General features: G+C 60.5%; 17 protein-coding genes. 5 read left to right on the forward strand and 12 right to left on the reverse strand.

The window, feature by feature from the left end:
* Positions 1-212: hypothetical protein (locus ACVOLZ_RS09725; protein ID WP_481515938.1), on the forward strand; the 212-nt coding region annotated here is incomplete at its 5' end.
* Between the two features lie 51 nt (positions 213-263).
* Here the strand turns inward: ACVOLZ_RS09725 and smeE are convergent.
* Positions 264-3,410 carry a multidrug efflux RND transporter permease subunit SmeE gene (gene smeE / locus ACVOLZ_RS09730; protein ID WP_481515939.1) on the reverse strand — a complete coding sequence of 1,049 codons (3,147 nt, stop codon included), beginning with the start codon at positions 3,408-3,410 and terminating at the stop codon, positions 264-266.
* A gap of 12 nt (positions 3,411-3,422) precedes the next feature.
* The gene (locus ACVOLZ_RS09735; RefSeq protein ID WP_481515940.1) at positions 3,423-4,607 is read right to left on the reverse strand and encodes an efflux RND transporter periplasmic adaptor subunit; all 1,185 of its coding nucleotides are present in this window, start codon (positions 4,605-4,607) and stop codon (positions 3,423-3,425) included.
* Positions 4,608-4,838: 231 nt separating this feature from the next.
* Here ACVOLZ_RS09735 and ACVOLZ_RS09740 point away from each other — a divergent pair, with 231 nt between their 5' ends.
* The gene (locus ACVOLZ_RS09740) at positions 4,839-5,507 is read left to right on the forward strand and encodes a TetR family transcriptional regulator (RefSeq protein WP_481515941.1); all 669 of its coding nucleotides are present in this window, start codon (positions 4,839-4,841) and stop codon (positions 5,505-5,507) included.
* A gap of 294 nt (positions 5,508-5,801) precedes the next feature.
* On the opposite strand, the gene hslU is transcribed toward ACVOLZ_RS09740, so the two are convergent.
* The 3 genes from hslU to ACVOLZ_RS09755 all read right to left on the reverse strand — a co-directional run bounded on the left by hslU (position 5,802) and on the right by ACVOLZ_RS09755 (position 8,463).
* On the reverse strand, positions 5,802-7,178 hold the full coding sequence (hslU, locus tag ACVOLZ_RS09745) for an ATP-dependent protease ATPase subunit HslU (RefSeq protein ID WP_481515942.1): 1,377 nt from the start codon (positions 7,176-7,178) through the stop codon (positions 5,802-5,804).
* A 29-nt stretch (positions 7,179-7,207) separates the two neighbouring features.
* Positions 7,208-7,759, reverse strand: coding sequence for an ATP-dependent protease subunit HslV (hslV, locus tag ACVOLZ_RS09750; RefSeq protein WP_055772387.1), 552 nt, complete (start codon positions 7,757-7,759; stop codon positions 7,208-7,210).
* Positions 7,760-8,007: 248 nt separating this feature from the next.
* The gene (locus ACVOLZ_RS09755; protein ID WP_481515943.1) at positions 8,008-8,463 is read right to left on the reverse strand and encodes a DUF3079 domain-containing protein; all 456 of its coding nucleotides are present in this window, start codon (positions 8,461-8,463) and stop codon (positions 8,008-8,010) included.
* Positions 8,464-8,507: 44 nt separating this feature from the next.
* Here ACVOLZ_RS09755 and ACVOLZ_RS09760 point away from each other — a divergent pair, with 44 nt between their 5' ends.
* The gene (locus ACVOLZ_RS09760; RefSeq protein WP_481515944.1) at positions 8,508-9,275 is read left to right on the forward strand and encodes a DUF3011 domain-containing protein; all 768 of its coding nucleotides are present in this window, start codon (positions 8,508-8,510) and stop codon (positions 9,273-9,275) included.
* 124 nt (positions 9,276-9,399) lie between these two features.
* Here the strand turns inward: ACVOLZ_RS09760 and ACVOLZ_RS09765 are convergent, their stop codons facing one another.
* From ACVOLZ_RS09765 to ACVOLZ_RS09775, 3 genes are all read right to left on the reverse strand, one after another.
* Positions 9,400-9,870 carry a DUF1203 domain-containing protein gene (locus ACVOLZ_RS09765; protein ID WP_481515945.1) on the reverse strand — a complete coding sequence of 157 codons (471 nt, stop codon included), beginning with the start codon at positions 9,868-9,870 and terminating at the stop codon, positions 9,400-9,402.
* A gap of 105 nt (positions 9,871-9,975) precedes the next feature.
* The gene (locus ACVOLZ_RS09770) at positions 9,976-10,269 is read right to left on the reverse strand and encodes a hypothetical protein (RefSeq protein WP_481515946.1); all 294 of its coding nucleotides are present in this window, start codon (positions 10,267-10,269) and stop codon (positions 9,976-9,978) included.
* A 197-nt stretch (positions 10,270-10,466) separates the two neighbouring features.
* The gene (locus ACVOLZ_RS09775) at positions 10,467-10,919 is read right to left on the reverse strand and encodes a VOC family protein (protein ID WP_481515947.1); all 453 of its coding nucleotides are present in this window, start codon (positions 10,917-10,919) and stop codon (positions 10,467-10,469) included.
* 329 nt (positions 10,920-11,248) lie between these two features.
* Between ACVOLZ_RS09775 and ACVOLZ_RS09780 the strand changes: the two genes are divergently transcribed.
* Positions 11,249-12,076 (forward strand): restriction endonuclease, encoded by an 828-nt coding sequence (locus ACVOLZ_RS09780; RefSeq protein ID WP_481515948.1) that lies wholly within the window; start codon positions 11,249-11,251, stop codon positions 12,074-12,076.
* 42 nt (positions 12,077-12,118) lie between these two features.
* Here the strand turns inward: ACVOLZ_RS09780 and ACVOLZ_RS09785 are convergent, their stop codons facing one another.
* From ACVOLZ_RS09785 to ACVOLZ_RS09795, 3 genes are read right to left on the reverse strand one after another with little or no spacing between them, the layout of a single operon-like run.
* A complete protein-coding gene (locus ACVOLZ_RS09785; protein ID WP_481515949.1) occupies positions 12,119-13,228 on the reverse strand; it encodes a hypothetical protein in 1,110 nt (369 codons plus the stop codon).
* Positions 13,229-13,231: 3 nt separating this feature from the next.
* Entirely contained in the window at positions 13,232-14,881 is a 1,650-nt protein-coding gene (locus ACVOLZ_RS09790; RefSeq protein WP_481515950.1) for a hypothetical protein, read from the reverse strand.
* Positions 14,874-17,624: a type VI secretion system Vgr family protein gene (locus ACVOLZ_RS09795; protein ID WP_481515951.1), complete on the reverse strand. Its 2,751-nt coding sequence runs from the start codon at positions 17,622-17,624 to the stop codon at positions 14,874-14,876. Before ACVOLZ_RS09795 ends, ACVOLZ_RS09790 begins: the two co-directional genes overlap by 8 nt.
* 344 nt (positions 17,625-17,968) lie before the next feature.
* Between ACVOLZ_RS09795 and ACVOLZ_RS09800 the strand changes: the two genes are divergently transcribed.
* On the forward strand, positions 17,969-18,757 hold the full coding sequence (locus ACVOLZ_RS09800) for a hypothetical protein (protein WP_481515952.1): 789 nt from the start codon (positions 17,969-17,971) through the stop codon (positions 18,755-18,757).
* A 119-nt stretch (positions 18,758-18,876) separates the two neighbouring features.
* Here ACVOLZ_RS09800 and ACVOLZ_RS09805 read toward each other — a convergent pair whose 3' ends face one another.
* Positions 18,877-20,208, reverse strand: coding sequence for a S41 family peptidase (locus ACVOLZ_RS09805; protein ID WP_481515953.1), 1,332 nt, complete (start codon positions 20,206-20,208; stop codon positions 18,877-18,879).
* Positions 20,209-20,289 lie beyond the last annotated feature (81 nt).

The following is a 20,289-nucleotide window of genomic DNA, read 5'->3' on the forward strand; positions in this document are numbered from 1 at the left end:
TGTGGCGGTTTTCGCTTTTGGGATTGTGTGCGTTTGGGCTTTTGGCTTTTTTTGCTTTTGGGCTTTTGGGCTTTTGGGCTTTTGGGCTTTTGGGCTTTTGGGCTTTTGGGCTTTTGGGCTTTTGGGCTTTCGGGCTTTCGGGGCTTTCGGGGCTTTCAGGCCCGGAGCTGCCCTCACCCCAACCCCTCTCCCGCAAGCGGGAGAGGGGCTAAAAAAGCAAAAGGCGCCTTTCGGCGCCTTTTGCTTGTCTCTACCCTGCCCTGTTACTGCTGCGGCAGGTCGCCGTTCTTGGCCAGCTGCTTGCGGTTGAACAAGCGCTGCACCACTACGAAGAACAGCGGGATGAAGAACAGGCCGAGCAAGGTGCCCACCACCATGCCGCCCAACACGCCGGTACCGATGGCACGCTGTGCACCCGAACCCGCACCGGAGGCGACCGCCAGCGGCAACACGCCCAGGCCGAAGGCCAGCGAGGTCATGATGATCGGACGCAGACGGTCACGGACTGCATGCATCGTCGCCTCGATCACACCTGCACCCTTCTCAAGGTGTTCCTTGGCGAATTCGACGATCAGGATCGCGTTCTTCGAGGTCAAACCCACGGTAGTCAACATCGCCACCTGGAAGTACACGTCGCGCTCCATGCCGTTGATGGTGTTGGCCAGCACTGCACCGAGAATACCCAGCGGGGCAACCATCAACACCGCGGTCGGCACGCTCCAGCTTTCATACAGTGCAGCCAGACACAGGAACACGATCAGCAGCGACAGCGTGTACAGCAGCGGCGTCTGCGAACCGGCCTCGCGTTCCTGGTAGGAGACGGCAGTCCACTCGATGCTGAAACCGGCCGGCAACTGCTTGGCCAGCTTCTCCACTTCCAGCATCGCGTCACCCGAGGCCACGCCCGGTGCGGCTTCGCCCTGGATTTCCAGTGCGGAGACGCCGTTGTAGCGCTCCAGACGCGGCGAGCCGTAATCCCAACGCTGGCTGGCGAAGGCCGAGAACGGCACCATCTCGCCCGAGGAATTCTTCACCGTCCACAGGTTGAAGTCTTCCGGGTTCATGCGGAAGCCATCATCGGCCTGCACGTAGACGCGCTTGACGCGGCCACGGTCGATGAAGTCATCGATGTAGCTCGAACCCCAGGCGGTGGCCAGCGTGCTGTTGATGGTGTCCAGCGACAGACCATGCGCACCGGCCTTGGCCACGTCGATGTCCAGACGCAGCTGCGGGGTGTCGTCCAGGCCATTCGGGCGGACGTTGGCCAGCAGCTTGCTCTCACCTGCCATGCCCAACAGCTGGTTGCGTGCATTGACCAGCGCATCATGGCCGAGCCCGGAGTTGTCCTTCAGGAAGAAGGTGTAACCCGAGGCGATACCCAGCTCCGGCATGGCCGGCGGCGGGAAGGCGAAGATGAAGGCGTCCTTGATCTGGCCAAGGGCGGCCATCGCGCGGCCGGTTATCGGGCCTACGCCTTGATCGGGGGTACGCTCACTCCAGTCCTTGAGCTTGACGAAGGCCATGCCCGAGTTCTGGCCCATGCCCGAGAAGCTGAAGCCCTGCACCGAGAACACCGATTCAACCGCGTCCTTCTCGTTCTTCAGGAAGTGGTCTTCCAGCTTGTAGATCGACTCCAGGGTACGTTCCTGGGTAGCGCCAACCGGTGCGTTGACCAGCGCCATCAGGATGCCCTGATCTTCGTTGGGCAGGAACGAGCTGGGCAGGCGTACGAACAACAGGCCCATCACCACGGTCAGCGCCAGGAACACCGCCATGAAGCGACCCGGGCGGGCAAGAATGCCGCGCACGCCGCGCTGGTAGGTGCCACTGGTGCGGTCAAAGCCGTTGTTGAACCAGTTGAAGAAACGGCCCGAGATACCCTTGTGGGCAACGTGGTGCTCGCCCTTCTTCAGCGGCTTGAGCATGGTGGCGCACAGTGCCGGGGTCAGCACGATGGCGACCAGCACCGACAAGGCCATCGCCGACACAATCGTCGCCGAGAACTGTCGATAGATGACGCCGGTGGAGCCGCTCATGAAGGCCATCGGCACGAACACCGCCGACAACACCAGGCCGATACCGACCAGTGCGCCGGTGATCTGGCTCATCGACTTGCGGGTGGCTTCCAGCGGCGACAGTCCTTCCTCGGACATGATGCGCTCGACGTTCTCCACCACCACGATGGCGTCATCGACCAATAGACCGATCGCCAGCACCATCGCGAACATGGTCAGCATGTTGATCGAGAAACCCAGCACCGAGAGGATGCCGAAGGTACCCAGCAACACCACCGGCACGGCGATGGTCGGAATCAAGGTGGCGCGGAAGTTCTGCAGGAACAGATACATCACCACGAACACCAGCAAGATGGCTTCCAGCAGGGTCTTGACCACGCCCTTGATCGACACCTTCACGAACGGCGTGGTGTCGTACGGGATCACCGCCTTCATGCCGGCCGGGAAGTTGGCCTGCAGTTCTTCCAGGGTCTTGCTTACTCCCTCGGCGGTTTCCAGCGCATTGGCGCCGGTAGCCAGGGTGATGGCCAGACCGGAGGCAGGCTTGCCGTTGTAACGGGTAACGAAGTCGTAGGTTTCCGCGCCCAGTTCAACGCGGGCAACGTCGCCCAGCTTCAAGGTGGAACCGTCGGATTCGGTACGGACCACGATGTTGCGGAACTGTTCCGGCGTCTGCAGGCGATCCTGTGCATTGATGGTGGCGTTGAGCTGCTGGCCCTTGACCGCCGGCGCACCACCCAACTGGCCGACCGCGACCTGCGCGTTCTGCGCCTTCACCGCGGCGGTGACCTCATCAACCGACACCTTGTAGGTCTGCAGCTTGGTCGGGTCCAGCCAGATGCGCATGGCGTACTTGCCACCGAACACCTGGATCGAACCCACGCCCGGCACGCGGCTCAGCGGGTCGACGACATTGGAACCGACGTAGTCGGAGATGTCGTTCTCATCCATGCTGCCGTCTTCGGAGACGAAGCCCAGCACGTTGAGGAAGCCCGAGCTGGACTTGGCAACGTTGATGCCCTGACGCTGCACTTCCTGCGGCAACAGCGGCATCGCCAGCTGCAGCTTGTTCTGCACCTGCACCTGGGCGATGTCGGAGTTGGTGCCGCTCTCGAAGGTCAGGGTGATGCTGGCCTGGCCGTTGGAGGAGCTGTTGGAGGAGAAGTACATCAGGCCGTCCAGGCCCTTCATGTTCTGCTCGATGATCTGCGTCACCGAGTCCTCGACCACCTTGGCCGAAGCACCCGGGTAGCTGGCGGAAATGGACACCGCAGGCGGCGCGACCTCGGGATACATCGAGATCGGCAGCTTGAGCATTGCCAGCGCGCCAGCAAGCATGATGATGATGGCGATGACCCACGCGAAGATGGGCCTGTCGATAAAGAAGCGTGCCATGTAGTTCTCCGCTTACTGCTTGTCAGCCGGCGCCGTTGCAGGCGCGGCGGCTGGCTTGGCGGCTTCGGCACCCTTCTCGGTGGCCTGCACCGGCATCCCCGGGCCGATCTTCTGCAGGCCTTCGACAATGACCTTGTCGCCCGCCTTCAGACCGTCCTCGACCAGCCACTTGTCACCAATGGTGCGGCTGACCTTGACCGGGCGAACGGCGACCTTGCCTTCGGCATCGACCACCATCGCGGAGGTATCGCCCTTGGGATCACGCGCAATGCCCTGCATCGGCACCAGCAGCGCGTTCGGGCGCACACCACTGCCCAGCACCGCACGCACGAACATGCCCGGCATCAACACCTGGTCCGGGTTGTCCACGCGCACGCGCATCAGGTAGCTGCCGGTGGCCGGGTCGACGCTGACTTCGGAGAACTCCAGCTTGCCCTTGTGACCAAAGGTGCTGCCGTCTTCCAGCACGATATCGACCGGCAGTTCCGAGGCGCCTTCAAGGCGACCGGCGGCCAGTTCGCGGCGCAGCTGCAGCAGCTCGGCCGAGGACTGGGTGACGTCGATATAGATTGGATCGAGCTGGTTGATGGTGGCCAGCGGCTCTGCCTGACCAGCGCTGACCAGCGCGCCCTGGGTGACCGAGGACTTGCCGATCTGGCCGCTGATCGGCGCGGTGATGCGGGCATAGCCCAGCGTCACATTGGCCGCATCCAAGGATGCGCGGGCGGCGAGCACGTCGGCCTCGGCCTGCTTCCAGGCGGCCTGTGCATTCTCGTCGTCCTGCACGCTGATCACCCGCGACTTGACCAGCTCGCTGCTGCGGCGCGCGGCCAGACGGGCGGCATTGGCGCTGGCTTCGGCCCGCGCCAGCTGTGCGCGGGCGCTGTTGGCCTGGGCACGGTAGGCGGCGTCATCCAGCTGATACAGCGGGTCGCCGGCCTTGACCACGCTGCCTTCGGTGAACAGGCGCTTGGCAACGATGCCGCTGACCTGCGGGCGCACTTCGGCGACCTGGTAACCGTTTGCACGGCCGGCCAGTTCGCGGGTCAAGGTGACCGTTTCCGGCTTCAGCGTGACCACGGTGACCTGGCCCGGCCCACCCTGCTGCGGCTGCTCCCCGCCGCCCTTGCAGGCAACGAGCGCGACGGATAGTGCGAGGGAAAGCGCGACGAGACGGTAGCGACTGATAGCAGGCATGGGAGAGGAGCTCAATGAGGAAAAGTGGCGCTCGAGGATCGGGCGGAACATGAGGTATGCCGAGGCATATCCTTCCGTACCGCATACGTTACGGGTACATCGGTGGCAACCGCCACCGCCGCACACATCACGGCCATCCTGCAGAGCAAGCCGTGGAAATATACATACATACACGCATGTTTGTAAACGCGTACAATTCAGGTCGGTTTCATCCAGCATTTGCACAGAGCAATGGCCAGAAAGACCAAAGAAGAGGCAGCAGTCACCCGCGAGAGCATCCTGGATGCCGCGCTGGCCTGTTTCCATGAACACGGCGTCGCCGGCAGCTCGCTGGCGGCGATAGGCGAGCGCGCGGGCGTATCCCGTGGCGCGGTGTACTGGCACTTCAAGAACAAGACCGAAGTGCTGGAGGCGATGATCAACCGCGAGCGCGTGCCTTTCATCAAGCGCCTGCGCCAGACCTACTCGCCGCTGCGCAACACACCGATCCTGGACCTGCGCTCGGCCATGCTGGTGTCCCTGAGCGAACTGGCCAACGATCCACAACTGCGCGACATGATGGAGATCATGCTGCGCAACGACCTGTCCACTGAAAGCCTGGCGATGCAGCAACTGCAGCACGACAGCGTCGAAGAGGAGATGGCGATTTTCCGCCGCGCCCTGGAGCGCGCGCGTGACCTGGGCCAGCTGCGCGATGGCGTCAACACCGCCACCAGCGCGCGCATCCTGCACGCAGGCCTGACCGGCGTGCTGTACAGCGCCATGCTGGAGCCAACCCAGTTCGACCTGGAGCGTGACAGCCGCGAGATGCTCGACGCATCGATGGCGCACTACGTAAAACCCGGCGTATTCGAGCCCGGCGCAGATCCATCACCGCTGCCACCGCCAGACGAAGACTAAGCAAACCCGGTAGTGCCGAGCCATGCTCGGCAGAGGCCTTACTCGCAATGCGCACAGCTAGAGCTAAAGCAAGAGCGATTCCCGCCTGCGCGGGAATGACGGCTTAGGGCAACAGCAACAGCAACAGCAACAGCAACGGCAACGGCAACGGCAACGGCAATGCTCCGGCTTCTGCTTTTTATGTCGTCATTCTCGCGCAGGCGGGAATCGCCCTGGCCTTGGCTCCGGCTCTGACTTTTAAAAAAAAACGGCGACACCAAAGTGCCGCCGCTTCTCATCCACCCAAACCAACAATCACAAGATATAGCGACTCAGATCCGGGTCCTTAACCAACTCACCCAGGTGCTTGTCCACATACGCCGGGTCAATCGCAATACTGTCGCCATCACGGTCCGGCGCTTCATAGCTCAGGGTATCCAGCAAGCGTTCCAATACCGTGTGTAGACGGCGCGCACCAATATTCTCCTGACGTTCGTTGACCTGGAACGCAATCTCCGCCAAACGGTCCACCGCCTCGGCAGTGAAGTTGACCTTGACGCCTTCAGTCGCCAACAACGCCTCGTACTGCTTGGTCAGCGCCGCCTTTGGCTCGGTGAGAATGCGCACGAAATCATTCTTGCTCAGCGCCCCCAGCTCAACACGAATCGGGAAACGACCCTGCAGCTCGGGAATCAGATCACTCGGCTTGGCCAGATGGAACGCACCGGAAGCAATGAACAGGATGTGGTCGGTCTTCACCGTGCCGTACTTGGTCGACACATTGGAACCTTCCACCAGCGGCAGCAGATCGCGCTGCACGCCTTCGCGTGAGACATCGCCGCCGGACGAACCAGCGTCGCTGCGCTTGGCAACCTTGTCGATCTCATCGATGAACACGATGCCATGCTGCTCACAGGCTTCAATCGCAGCGGTGCGGATATCGTCCTCGTTGACCAGCTTGCCAGCCTCTTCCTCGATCAACAGCGGACGCGCAGCCTTGATGCTCAGCGTGCGCTTGTTCGACTTGGCACTGCCCAGATTGGCGAACATCGATTTCAGCTGCTGGCCCATTTCTTCCATGCCCGGCGGGGTCATGATGTCCATGCTGACGTTGGCAGCAACGTCCAGTTCGATCTCGCGCTCATCCAGCTCGCCAGCGCGCAGCATGCGGCGGAACTTGATGCGGGTTTCGTTATCGGCAGCCGAAGGCTCGTTGCGCGCCGCTTCCGGATCAAAACCAATACCAACGCTGCGACGCGGCAGCAGTGCATCCAGGATGCGGTCTTCGGCCTTCTCTTCAGCCTGGGTACGCACACGCACCTTGGCCTGCTCGCGGTATAGCTTGACCGCGGTATCAGCCAAGTCACGGATGATCTGCTCCACGTCCTTACCGACATAGCCGACCTCAGTGAAGCGGGTGGCTTCAACCTTGACGAACGGTGCATTGGCCAGCGTGGCCAGACGGCGCGCGATTTCGGTCTTGCCGACGCCGGTCGGACCGATCATCAGGATGTTCTTGGGCATCACCTCGTTGCGCAGCTCGGTTGGCAGCTGCATGCGGCGCCAGCGGTTGCGCAGCGCGATGGCGACCGCGCGCTTGGCGTCGTGCTGACCAACGATATGACGGTCCAGCTCCTGCACGATTTCGCGCGGCGTCATGGTGGCGGAGGAAACTTCGATCTTGTGGCTCATGGGGTACTCGCGGTTGATGGCCGAAGAGCTCAGAGCTCTTCCACCACGACGTTGGTGTTGGTGTAGATGCAGATGCCGCCGGCGATATTGATCGCCTCGGTGGCCACGCCACGCGCATCCAGATCGGTGTGCTTGAGCAGCGCACGTGCCGCGCTGAGTGCATAGGAGCCGCCCGAGCCAATCGCGATGATGCCGTCTTCCGGCTCGATCACATCGCCGGTGCCGCTGATGATCAGCGAGGTTTCGCGGTCGGCCACAGCCAACAGCGCTTCAAGCTTGCCGTAGCGGCGATCGGTGCGCCAATCCTTGGCCAACTCCACTGCAGCGCGGGTCAGCTGGCCGTGCTTCTCAAGCTTGGCTTCAAACAATTCAAACAGGGTGAAGGCATCAGCGGCAGCACCGGCAAAACCCGCCAGCACCTGGCCATCGCGGCCAAGCCGACGCACCTTGCGCGCGTTGCCCTTCATCACCGTATGGCCCAGGGTGACCTGACCATCGCCAGCAATCGCCACATGTTCGCCGCGACGCACGCAGCAGATGGTGGTGGCATGAAAAACATTCGGGTTCTGACTGGGGTCCATACGGCCTCCGGAATACTGTTCACCGGTAATGGGGCCGGTCAGCGCCGCGATCAAGCCTCCCCCCGCCAGCGACAGCCACCATTCAGAAAAAAACCAACATGTAGTGCCGAGCCATGCTCGGCAGAGGCCTTCCCAGCAATCCCACCGATCACCTTGTAGGAGCGGCGTAAGCCGCGAAGCCGACACCACTGAAGTGACAAACAAGCCCGCAACCTGATTGATTCCCAGCTTCGCGGCTCACGCCGCTCCTACAAAGACTCCAGCGCCGCACGCCCTGGCTTTCCCGGCTCCGGCGCTATCCCCCACGCCAGATACCAATCCTCACCCTGCAACTCCGCCGGGTGCTGCGTGCGCCCGGAACCATTGCCGCAGGCCAACGCATCGGTAGCGCAGTACTTGTCACAACCCCAGCAGATCCGCTCAGGATGTTTTGGATTCAACGGAAAAGGTTTGGCCACCGCAACGCCCTCCACGCCTGGATAGTCACCATGCGCCGCACAAACAACCGCCGCACTGACCAAAATCAAGCAACCCCATGTAGTGCCGAGCCATGCTCGGCAGAGGCCTTCCCGGCAAACCCACCCGTAGTGCCGAGCCATGCTCCGCAGAGGCTTCACCGGTAAGGCTGCAGCAGCACCTGGCGCCGCCCTACCGCACAACGTCACCCCAACGCCCCTCCGGCCCAACCACTCCACCCGCACCATCTGACAGCTGCTAGGCTGCACAGAATCAGCCCAAGGACACAGTCATGAGCAGATCACCCCTCCTGTTGATAGCAGCAATCCCTCTTGCTTGGCTGTCACTCGCAACCCCCGCCAACGCATCCATCCCGTTATTCAACGGCAGCTGCCCGGGTGGCCTGGAAATCCACGCTGACGATGGTGGCCCGGTCTACGTCAACGGCAAGGAAACCACGCTCAAGCGCTTCAACGACAACTATTACGAAGCCCGCGATTCCAGCAGCGGAGTGACCTTGTCCATCTCCCGCTCGGCTGATGGCGGCACGCAGGTTTCCTATACCGGCGCTGGCGGCCGCAATGGCATCTGCAGCCTCAATCCAGCGCCAGCCGAAATCGCACCGATCCGCGACAAAGCGATGCCGCACGAAGTCACCTGCGAGTCGACAGGCAAGGCGCAGACCGAGTGCGATATGGATACCCATGGCGACGTGCGCCTGGTCCGGCAGCTGAGCCATACCGAATGTGTGCAGAACCAGAACTGGGGGCTTTACCACCACTCGGTCTGGGTCAAGGATGGTTGCCGCGCAGTTTTCAGCAACGCGGGCAACGGACGTCCAGCGCAACATGCATCAGCATCCACCGGCAGCGGTATCGGAAGCGAATTGCTGGGTGCATGCAATATACGGGCGAACGCGCAGGGCGCGGTGGTGGTTCGAGTTCCAGTCAACGACGACGTTACCGAGCTGATCATCGACTACCCCGATGGACGCTTCCTGTGCATGGTGCGCAACGACGGTCTGGTTGAATCGTTGACGCGCATGCGGGCGAAGCGCTGATTGGTACGGGTTGTTTGGCGACGGTATCTGTCGACAAAGCTCTCACCCCTCCCCAGCCCTCCCCTTCGCTACGCGAAAGGGAGGGTGCGAAGCAGGTAGTGCCGAGCCATGCTCGGCATCGCATTCATGCCCGATCCGCCCGGCAAGAAAAACAGCCATAACGGGCGAAATGCAGATGCACATAGGCCACAGCACCGTCGTTAAATGCCTGCTGCAACCACTCCGCAACGTTGACCCCATCGCAGACCTCGGCAAATATGATCCGATCTTCACTGCCGTAGGCGCGCAATGACATCAAGCGACGCTGTACCTGCGGCGGCACCTCATCGACCAACAACTCTGCACGCGCCACACCACGCCGAACGAAGATGGGCCCACTGGCCCGATACGGCGAATCGGCCGGTTGATGTTGATACGGCAGCAGCAACAGTTCGTCGCCTATCTGGGCATCTGCAAGACTCACCCGGCATGGAAAACCCGACACAGCCGTCGCGATGACACGCGCGATCTGCCGTGCGGCGAGCTCCGTATCACCAAGTGGAAACAGTTCAGCGAAAGGCTCGGGACTCAACCCGCGCAGTAGAAAGGACGCCATGCTGCATCTCGATAACCGAAGAGCTGCAACATCGCACCGCCAGCAACCCGATGCTCGCCACGTTCGGACGCATCATCTCAGCAGCCCAGCAATCCATCCCGGCAACTACTCCGCTCGCACCAACGCGAACCAGCGATAGACCAGGTAAGTAATAGCAGCGGCCACGGGTAGCAAGCTGATCCATAGCGGCAGCTCGGCCGCGAAGAACATCGCAGCGAAACAGGCGAAGGCCAGCAGCGACAGGAGCATGGCCCATACGTTGAACAATGCTACATCTGCAGCATCTTTCCCAAGGGATTTTCCCGGCAGATTCCTGCCTGAGCGCTGCCTGCGTAATACCCATATATCCGTGACGAAATCCACGACTGCCTCAATCAACCCGCCGAGCAAGCCAGACATCGCGGAACCCTGTTGGTCATGATGAATACGCGGATAGTCGCCGCGGACCCACCACCAGTCAAGCCAGACGCACGGCTTTCCCGATCCAGACCACTGACGGCAGACTTCCGGCAAGGCATGGTTGCGGTTGGTCCTGACTCAAACCGCCCTACCCCACCCGGTCAACCTCGAAATACGGCTTGCCAGCACATCGACGCTTACTGCGGAATCTGTTGCCCAAGTTCCTGTGCCAACCCGATGAGGATCCCTTCCACGCCACGGATGTAGCACAACCGATAGGTGCTCTCGTAGTTGACTACTTCATCAACCACCGACGCACCGAGCTTCCTGAGCCGACCAAGCGTGCCGTCGATATCGTCAACGGCGAACATGACGCGCAGGTAGCCAAGGGAGTTCACGGGCGCTGCGCGATGGTCGGAGGCAATACCAGGAGCGTCGAAGCGCGACAGCTCAATTCGGCTGTGGCCGTCTGGAGTTCGCATCATTGCGATCTCGACGCGCTGATCGCGCAGGCCGGTGACGCGCCCTGCCCACTCGCCTTCGATCGGCATGCGCCCTTCGAGTTCGAGTCCGAGTTCGCTGAAGAAGTCGATGGCTGCGTCCAGGTCTTCAACAGCGATACCTACGTTGTCCATGCGCTTGATCGTCATGAATGCCCTTCGATGCTTGGTGGCTGAGTCAGGCCGCGATATGCAGCGCTTAGCCGGCGGTGTGGCGCGAGCCTACACCGTAGGACGCTACGACCTTGAGAACGGAGTTTGAATACGCGCAGGTGTCTTCAGCTACCTATGCTGAAGCCAACGCTATCAAGGCTACACAGCCGCAGCCAGAACACCACTGAAAAGGACGCAGATCGAGATTTCCTGCTTGATGCCGGATGCGAGACCTCGACTCTGACCCCGGCTTTCTCCCCAAAACCCGAAGATGCTGACAACACCCTGCTCAAGCGCTACGTTGCACTCTGGAACAGGGGGAACGCATGGGACGCAGAGCGAAACAATCCGCAATCGGCGCACTGGCAACAATGCCGTGGCCAGTAGGCTTCCTCGCAGGGATCATCGGCTTCATCCTGGTGCGCTACGGCATCCAGTGGTTCCTATCCCATCAAGGCGGCATGCTGGCGCAAGGCTTTGCCCAACAATCCAGCCCTGTATTCGCGCCGCTGGCATGGATGCTCCTCGTCATCTGCTGGATCGCCGCTCTGGCCTCCTACCTCAATGCCCGCAAACGCCGCCGCTTCCTGGACACGCGCACCACGCTCGAAAGCCTCGCTGCCGGCGGCTGGCGCCAGTTCGAGCAACTGGTAGGCGAAGCATTCCGCCGCCGGGGCTATGCAGTTGAAGAAACCGGGCTGGGTGGCCCCGATGGCGGCATCGACCTCATCCTGCGAAAGGACGGGCAGCGCACGCTGGTGCAATGCAAGCAATGGAAGCGCCAACAAGTGGGCGTCAGCGTGGTGCGGGAGATGGCCGGGCTCCTCGCCCACCACCAAGCGCAGGCAGTGAAGATCGTCTGCATCGGCAGCTATACCTCGGACGCGGAAGCATTCGCCAGAGGAAAGCCCATTGAACTGATCAGTGGAGAGCAGCTGCTGGAGATGATCCAGGCCGCGCAGCAGACGGATGCACCACGGCGTCAGCCAGATCAACGTAGCGAACCGACATGGACGCAGCCGCCAGCCGACACCTCCCCGCAACGCCAAGCCTGCCAACGTTGTGGAAGTGCGCTCGTGCAACGGACCAATAGACGCACCGGCGAGGGCTTCCTTGGATGCAGCAAGTTTCCAAAGTGCAGAGGCAGTAGCTAAGGGCTGCAGCTTCCAGCGTTGCCACGAAGCCACGAGTGGCCATCAACCGATCCGTGGAGCGGCCTGGTCACTGGCCCACAGCCAGAAGGTGCTGCCCCAATCGCTGCCCGCGATTTCAGGGAACACTTCTCCCTGTTTGAAATAGCGGCGCGAGCCTTGCGCAGGCGTATACCACCACCCGCTGACGGGTACCGCCTTTCCGGCAGGCACCCGCTCCGGGCGAAGATCAACGCTCGAGGCGCCGGAGTACGTGCCATCGATCTCCTCAAACTCGCCTTCGATCATCTCTACGAAATACCATTCGCTTGGGCGATCTTCAAAGCATTCCGAGGCCACGAAGGAATTGGCGATATGGGCCTTTTCTGCAGTTATGCATGACCAGTCGTAGGGGGTCATCCCGCGATTCCTATCCAGTATCTCGTACAGCCCCGCACTGTCTCCCCAAAGGCCGGCCCTGCCAATTTTCTGGACAACGCTTCGACCGAACTCGTTGAGGCTACTGGCTCCTATCAACTCGCCGCGGCCTCCCGTCCACGCAAACTGCAAAGCGCCATACGGATCTTCCTTCGGCACGTAAACGCCCGTACGCGGCGGAGGCTGATCCGTGAAAGCGACGATATCCTTGCGTACGCGGAACCGTGGAATCCTGTGAGCGTCCACAAGTCCTTCATTCCAAACTATCCAGAACCAAAAATCATCCAGTCCGCCGAGCCGATCCGTAATCGAACTAATGAGCCCTGCGTAGCTGAAAACCGAGGCGGCCTCTTCCTTGAATGCACTCTCTTGATCTGGAGTAGCCCAGGTCATGTGATGACCGTACTCCTCAAGCATGCGACCACACTGGTTCTCACCCGCAGTCCTATACACCTCACTGGCCCTGAGTGCGATGGCACCCACAACACCCTCTCGGAACTCGATCAATGCAGGAAATGCATGGGTCGAAAAGTGAGCGGCGGTGTCTAGTTGTTGCCAGTTCGCCACTGCCAACCCTAGCGAATCGAAAGGTGTTCGCTCGTCGAGGAAACCGTTAGCCATGGCAATGAGCCTGTCGATCCTTCGCAGCAAGCCCAGTAGGTACTCATTCGAGGTGAAGTGATATAGCAGGGCAGCTTGACGTTTGTGCCACGGATTGAGATCGCTATTGATTGCCATGTTCTACTGTTTTGTTATTTGACCGGGGATATTCGGGAGTCCGAGCTTCGCAATCGATGATTGAGACGAGAAATCTAATGTGCCCCAGCCAGTATCGTAAGGCCCAGTAATACGCGGATTATTCATCGCTTCACGGATGCTGATGTGCTTCAACTGATCACTGGCTGGGAGAGCCTTCCAGGCCGCGTAGGTCATCGTGCTATTCGGTGTCATCACGCCCGTTGAGTGGTTCACATCGTAGAACCGCATGGTATCTGCGTGCGTATTCAACGGCTTTCCGCTTGCGTCAACAGGAAAACTTCCGTCTGCGCGATAAGGAACACTCGCATCGAACTTAATCTGTTCGTATCCACCTTCCAGAAAATGATCTGGAAGCGATCCGTTTTCTTTGACTTGTGCAGACGCGGGGCCTTTCCATACCTTGAGCTTTTCACCCGCTTTTATTTCATAAACAACGAACTGACCATTCGGATTCCAATCAGGCCAAACCGCCAATTTCTTTCGCCAATCAGTTCGTGGTGTAGGTGAACACGCTATGGCTCTGAAGACGTCCTCGGTCATCCAGTCAGATCCCGCACCAGTATTGGATGGGGAGACTACACGATAGAGCTTAAGCGGCCCCACCAGAACTACAGACTTCATCCCTCTGGCAAAGCTTTTTATCTGGGGATCTGAAAGCGTTGGATAACCGTCGTTTACACCATTTTGAACAGTCTGCCTTACCTTAGCGGGCCTCAAAGGAACGTACTGGCTCGGCTTCCCCTTGCTTAACCAAGCCGGCGGCGGACTCGTCCGCTGCATGAGCGTGACAGCATGGGCTTCCGGCAATGTCCCCGTAAAATGCACATTGCGCGCATCGAGTATGCCGCCACGCTGCAGGATGTCTTCGATCTCCAAACGTCGGATGATCGTTTCCATGATCTCGTGAACAGGCCGCAACGCAGCGCCAATGTAGCTATTGATCTCCTCACGCACACGCCCAACGAGCGCAATCGTTGTCTTGGCGCTGGCTCCTATGATCGGAATGTCCTCAACCTTTCCAAGCAGGTTGCGCATCAACAAGATGCCGCGGTCAAAGGCCTTCAGCAAGTTGGCCGAGGTCACCAAGCCGCGAACGATTCGAACCTGACGCGCCAGCTCATGAAATACGCGGTCCCAGCGGAGATGCTTCCAATATTGGGCGACCTCCCTTCTGCGCAACAATGTGATAACCCAGCTCATTGCCTCGTCAACAGCACGGGTGACGTGATTCAGGCCAAATCGACGTACGAACAAGAAAAATATCTTAAGCACGCCCTTGACCAGCGAACCCAGCGTTGGAAACAAGCCAATCAAGGTAAGCACGAGGCCAACCCAGGCCCATGTATTGCTTTTATCTTCGTCGATCTGCTTACAGTTGGCGATTATGTCGCGCACATCGCAAACCTGGTCGACACCAGGAATCATCGATACAACCGTATCAAATACGACTTGGCCGGTACTGCGCTGCTGATTGAAGTCGCCCTGCAGCGCTTCCCAGAGCCAAACAAAGACATTTTTCCCGCCGTCTACAACGTTGTTGTACTGCTCGGTAATGAACCCGAGCGCTTCGCGCAGTTGCTGCACACTTACAGGCGCGGCTTCATTGGGGCGATCTTGCTGCGGATCACCCATGATCCGCTCCTTGCCCGATGTTCCCGATCAGCTCCAGCGCAGGCCAAGTATCTTCTGCACTGGGCTCTCGCGGTTCGTAGACAATCTTCTCAACATCCCGTGCAGGGATCGGCTCATGGTGAGCTTGCCCCTCTTCGTTGAGCTTACCCTTGATCACGGAGCCACCCTTGAAGTGGATCTCATATGGAGTACCTTCCATGGCTTGCAGGGTCTCGGCATCTTGAAGATGAAGACCAATCCAGCGCGCTACCTTCGCCGCACCGTTTGGTAGTGATGGAATGAACGGCTCTGCGCTCTCTCCCCCCATAAAGGGATGATCCCCAGCCTTGACCTTGAACTCCCCCGGGCAATTGAAGGTGATATCGCCACCTTCCAAAGTGATCGCACTGCTCCCTGCCTGCAGCACCACCTTGCTCTGCGCGAGCACATCGATGCGGGCATCGGTGGCAGTGATGGAGATTGCCTGATCGGATAACAGCTCCAACTGCCCGTCGTGCGCCTGCAGGCTTACCGGGCCGTTGGCGGCAATCACGCGCACCGGGCCGCTTTGCGCGAACAGCGAAACCTGTCCGCCGGATACGGTGGCGATGGTCTCGCCGCTAGTGGTGTGCAGGTCTCGTTGCACGGTGAATTGCAGGTTCTGGCCGGCGTATGCGATTGCGCTCGCTGGCGTTGTCCATGCGATGTGATTAGGGGCTTCGGCCAGCAGCATTGGCTTGGCGAAACGCTCAACAGGTTCATCGCCGGAGTTGCGGCCGTCGCTGGGCTTGAACGGCGATGGCCCGTTGACCTCGCCTGCAAATCTTCCGTCGGCGCGCGGGTCGGCCAGTTCGCGCAGCATGCCGGTGCTCTGCCATGCCGATAGTCCGGGCACTTGCTGTTGCTGCAACGTCTGCTGCATCTGCTCCAGGCTGCGCTCGGCGCCTTTGAGTTGGGCGACGACTTCGGCGTTGTCCATCACGGTTGATGCGGCGTGCTGTTGGGTGCTGGCTGACAGCAGCAGACCTTCGCCGGCATGCACATTGCTCCAGCCCTGCGTTGCCAGCTCGAAGCCTTCACCGCGCAGTGCGCCGCGCGTCTTGTTCTGGTGCTGGATCAGATAGCCAAGCTCCAGTCGGCTATCGGCCAGCGAGCTGTGTAGGCGCGTACGCAGCTGGCCAGGAGTGTCATCAATCACCCATTGCTGGGTGCCGCTGCCGTCATGTGCTTCGGTGTGCAGGCCACTGAGAACGCCGGGGTGCTGGGCCTGCGCATCGATACCACCGCCGAACGGCGGTTCTACTTCGCCGTTGTAGAGCTGGCCGCTGATACGTGGCTGGTCGATATCGCCGTGCAGGAATTCCACCAGCACTTCGCTACCGATGCGCGGCAGAAACGCGGTTCCCCAGTTTGGCCCGGCTACCCATTCGACAACCGGCACCCAGCTGCCGCTGGTCTGGTCGCCGGGCGCGTGCCCGGGCTGGCTGCTGCCGGTGTCGTTCAGGCCACCCGGATTGGGCGCACTGCCTCGCTGCCAGTTGAACTGGATGCGCACCTGATGATCGCGATTGGGGCTGAGCGCGGCGCTGGCAACGCCAACCACCCGCGCGGTCTGTGGGCCGTGCAGGCTGGGCTTGTCTTGCGGCAGCGCTCGAATTGCAACCGAAGCATCGGTGGCGAGAAACTGGTTGCGGTAGCTTCCGCTTTCCAGTTCGCTGTGGCCAAGCAGCTCGGCGATGCCGCTTTCCAGATTGTTGACCGCAGTGTGCTGCACCACCAGTAACTGGAACGCCTGCGCCTCATGCTGCGGATGCTGGACAAGGTTAAAGCAACTACCAGCTGCCAGCCGGCGCTCACTGCCGCTACCGCTGTACAGCACCTGCGACACTCGCAATGCATCAAGCCGTGCCTGCGCTTCACTCTGCGCCCAGCTCGTTTCGGCGAAGCGGCCAGCGCGTGGTTGCACATAGGCCTCAAGCGCAGGCAGATCGCTGGTTGCCGCAGTTGTCTGCGCTGAGACGGCTTTGATCTGCTCGCTGTGCCAGCTACCAACCGTGCTGCTGTTGGCCACCAACTGCTGACGCTCGGAGAACGCGCTGATGCCATCAGCAGATTCGGTTGCAGCGATGCGATGAAAGCGCACCGAACCTGTATCAGGAAGCTCCGCCTGCGGCCCAAACACCACCAACGTGTGAGCACCCTCGCCGCCCTGTGCCTGCTCGATGCGCCAAGCCAAGCCTGCCTCGGCAAGCAGGCGTGTGACGAATTCCCAGTCAGTCTCGCGGTACTGCGTGGTGATGGGCCGGCACGGCAGCGTCGCTTCCACATCGAAGCGATAAGCGGCTTGCGGGTAGTCGGCAAATATCCGCTCGCAGACACTGCGCACATCCATGTCCTGGAAGATCACCGCGTTGCGGCGCAGCCGAAGCAAGGCGGTCCAAGGCTCAAGCACCAACTGGTAGCGAGCCAAACCACCATCACTGCCGAGCTGGGCAACTTCCGTGCACAGCCCATGCCACTGCCGCAGCGAGCCGTCGGCCACGCGCAATTGCAGGGTCAACGGCTGCTCCAGCCAGGGATCGATATCCAGGAAGGCGTCGGTAGAAAGGCAGTCGATCTGCAGGCGATGATCGCCGCAGACGCTCTCCTGTCCTTCGAACCGCTCCACCACCAAGCCGTCATGCGGCCCCTGCAGTTGGATCATACGATTACGGTGCGACAAGGCCGCCAATGAGGCGAGCATTGCCGAGTGTCGGATATCCATATCGACTGACTCATGGCTAGGGCGAGATGCACGCGATGTCTCCAGTCATCGCGATGCGCGGCCCGATTAAGCCATAGCGCAGAACTGATATGACCTTGGCACCGCATTTTTGAGACGTTTCTCGTGAAACCTGTCAGTACCGCTGTCAGCCGCTTACCTCGGTCACAGCGAGGAAACAGTGCACGCCTTTGGCACTGACAGCCGCCACTGATGCAGAAAATATTCAAACCTGTTTCCGAGGCCGATAACACCGCGTTTCTTGTTCTCGGCCAAGGTCGCCCGTTGGCTGCTGGCGTGTACAGTGACGATCTGGTCGCAGGTACTCCTCCGCAAAAGGTATCGACATGAAGTCACTCCTCTCGCTGCTGCTATTTCCCTTTGCTGCGAGCACCTGTGGCATTGCCCTGGCGAACGAGCAAGCCACGTGCAGCTGGCCTCTCAACATGCCTTCTGCAAGCCTGCTGCTGGTCGGTGAAGTTCATGGCACCAATGAAGCACCAGCACTGATTGGTGACTTGGCATGCGCCGGCACAAAGTCAGGGAAACCGGTGGCATTGGCACTGGAGGTGCCAATAGAAGAGCAGGCAAGGCTCGATCAGTTCCTCATGAGCGAGGGCTCAGATGCAGATCAGACGGCACTTCTGGCCAGCCGATTCTGGACACGCCAGCCCCAGGATGGGCGATCCAGCGCGGCCATGCTGAAACTGCTGCACCGGCTACGAACACTTCGTGCGGAAGGTGCACGAATCAGCGTGTTGGCCGTAGACGATGGCACGCCAGGATCGAGGGACGCGGACATGGCGATGCGCATCAGGGCAGTACACGATGAGGTACCTGCGGTGATTGTCCTGCTGGGCAACGTCCATGCAAGCCGTGAGAAGGGCCGACCGTCAGTACCCGACTATGAGCCTGCCGGTTACTTGCTGTCTGACCTGAATCCACACAGCGTCTACGTGCGCGGACCTGCTGGGACAGCCTGGGTGTGTGCGCCGGAATGCGGCGTCACCTCGATCCCGGACAATCGGCACGTTGGCGACAAGAGAGGTTACTTGCCGGCAGTTGGAGTGATACCCGGCTATGACGGCCTCTATGCGCCAACTAGCAGCACGGCGTCACCTCCAGCTATCAACTGAAGGCTCGGTTTCGGGCTACTCACGACGTCAGGCTATGGCCCTGCGAGGGAAGCATCGGAATCCGTCTTCAAACAATTCGACTCTGACCCCGGTTTCGTGCTCCAGCCGGCAGCACACCATCAAGGCTGCGAGCGCAACCACGCTGCCGCTGCTGCAACTGCATCCTGATCGCTGGGCACAAGCTTTTCCGGCTGTATACCTTGCAGATACGCAACTCCCGTACGGTCGAGAAATACCGCTGTAGTCAATGCAAGAGCGCCGCCGTCAGGAAGCGCAAACGATTGGTTGGCAGTCGAAAGCCCGGCCGTCGGTTGCCCGAAGAAGCTGGTGTCAGGGCGGCCTTGGAAGGCAACGGCCACCGCCTCGCCGGAGCTTGCCGTCCTGGGACCCACAAGCACGGCGACGCGACTATTGGAAAGATCGACGTCGCAGGCCTTGGAAGGCTGGACGCGCCAAGCCGTCACCACACCATTCCGGTCCCGGAATGCACCAAGATCGGCGGCACCCAATAGTGGCCTCAGCCCCTTGATCATCGGCCACATATTGCCCCCCGTATTATCACGAAGGTCGATGATCCAGCCCTTGCTTGCAGTCTTCGCCAAGCCTGCGATGTGCTCACAGAGTTGCGTACTGAAGGCTTCGCCAGCGCTTGGATCAGAGCCGCGCAGGCCCGGCACCAACAGATAGCCGATGTCCTGCATTGGCCTGGCTTCTACGGCCTGCGTCGCGACTGCACCTGCGCGATAGGTCGAAACCGCACTGGGCGCCTGCACGGAGCTATGCTGGTCTGCAAGCGCAGTCAAAACCGTCTGGATCCTGCTGTACGCCTCCTGTGCAGGAAGCTTCTTCAAATCTGGGGTCAGGAGTGACTTCTGCTGGGACGCCCAATCCACACGGTTTGCGTTCAACGCGTTCGCGCGAATGACGGAAATGGCGTGATCGAGCATGTCATAGGCGGATACGCTGCTCTGGGCCGCACTCTCGGCTTTGAGCGTGAGGTGCTCCACATCTACACGCCCTGCACTGCCAAGTGTCACCCCAAGCTTGAGACTGGTCGCACCGGACGGGATGTAGAGCCGAGCCTCTCTCGGCTGGGAACCCTCATTGAGACGCACAGGCTGGTCACCCGTACTTGTGAAGGCCAAAGGCTCATCGGGGCCGTCCGCACGGACCCAGAGCGCAGCGTTGCCGGTGCCGCCTTTAACCAGAAGCGTGCCGGTGAGAACTACCTCCCGTCCTTGAAAGGCCGCCGCGTCAATCGTGGTGATGGCACCGACGAACTGATTTGCACCCGTCGACTCGGCGGACAAGGTAACTGCCGCGCCGCCTGCTTTCAAAATATCGCCTGAGCCGCTGGCAAACGACTGGGTGCTGGTGCCCCGCCAAGCCGTATCCGCTTGGGCACAGCCGCTGAAGAACGCAACAGAAAGCAAAAAGGCCAAGCGATGCATAGTCAACTGCCTTGTTCGACTTGAAGCGCAATCCTAGTTCAGCCGCACTACTTCCACCACAAGGCCTACAAGCAGGTCATG

The sequence above is a fragment of the Stenotrophomonas sp. STEN020 genome (genome assembly GCF_056760195.1).

What these genes read in the sequence shown, in the direction of transcription:
- ACVOLZ_RS09780 (WP_481515948.1), top strand. Translation starts at nt 11,249, where the DNA reads ATGGGACGCAGAGCGAAACAATCCGCAATCGGCGCACTGGCAACAATG.
- ACVOLZ_RS09785 (WP_481515949.1), bottom strand. Translation starts at nt 13,228, where the DNA reads ATGGCAATCAATAGCGATCTCAATCCGTGGCACAAACGTCAAGCTGCC.
- ACVOLZ_RS09770 (WP_481515946.1), bottom strand. Translation starts at nt 10,269, where the DNA reads ATGTCTGGCTTGCTCGGCGGGTTGATTGAGGCAGTCGTGGATTTCGTC.
- hslU (WP_481515942.1), bottom strand. Translation starts at nt 7,178, where the DNA reads ATGAGCCACAAGATCGAAGTTTCCTCCGCCACCATGACGCCGCGCGAA.
- ACVOLZ_RS09805 (WP_481515953.1), bottom strand. Translation starts at nt 20,208, where the DNA reads ATGCATCGCTTGGCCTTTTTGCTTTCTGTTGCGTTCTTCAGCGGCTGT.
- ACVOLZ_RS09755 (WP_481515943.1), bottom strand. Translation starts at nt 8,463, where the DNA reads ATGGTGCGGGTGGAGTGGTTGGGCCGGAGGGGCGTTGGGGTGACGTTG.
- ACVOLZ_RS09775 (WP_481515947.1), bottom strand. Translation starts at nt 10,919, where the DNA reads ATGACGATCAAGCGCATGGACAACGTAGGTATCGCTGTTGAAGACCTG.
- ACVOLZ_RS09740 (WP_481515941.1), top strand. Translation starts at nt 4,839, where the DNA reads ATGGCCAGAAAGACCAAAGAAGAGGCAGCAGTCACCCGCGAGAGCATC.
- ACVOLZ_RS09790 (WP_481515950.1), bottom strand. Translation starts at nt 14,881, where the DNA reads ATGGGTGATCCGCAGCAAGATCGCCCCAATGAAGCCGCGCCTGTAAGT.
- ACVOLZ_RS09800 (WP_481515952.1), top strand. Translation starts at nt 17,969, where the DNA reads ATGAAGTCACTCCTCTCGCTGCTGCTATTTCCCTTTGCTGCGAGCACC.
- smeE (WP_481515939.1), bottom strand. Translation starts at nt 3,410, where the DNA reads ATGGCACGCTTCTTTATCGACAGGCCCATCTTCGCGTGGGTCATCGCC.
- ACVOLZ_RS09765 (WP_481515945.1), bottom strand. Translation starts at nt 9,870, where the DNA reads ATGGCGTCCTTTCTACTGCGCGGGTTGAGTCCCGAGCCTTTCGCTGAA.
- hslV (WP_055772387.1), bottom strand. Translation starts at nt 7,759, where the DNA reads ATGGACCCCAGTCAGAACCCGAATGTTTTTCATGCCACCACCATCTGC.
- ACVOLZ_RS09760 (WP_481515944.1), top strand. Translation starts at nt 8,508, where the DNA reads ATGAGCAGATCACCCCTCCTGTTGATAGCAGCAATCCCTCTTGCTTGG.
- ACVOLZ_RS09735 (WP_481515940.1), bottom strand. Translation starts at nt 4,607, where the DNA reads ATGCCTGCTATCAGTCGCTACCGTCTCGTCGCGCTTTCCCTCGCACTA.
- ACVOLZ_RS09795 (WP_481515951.1), bottom strand. Translation starts at nt 17,624, where the DNA reads ATGGATATCCGACACTCGGCAATGCTCGCCTCATTGGCGGCCTTGTCG.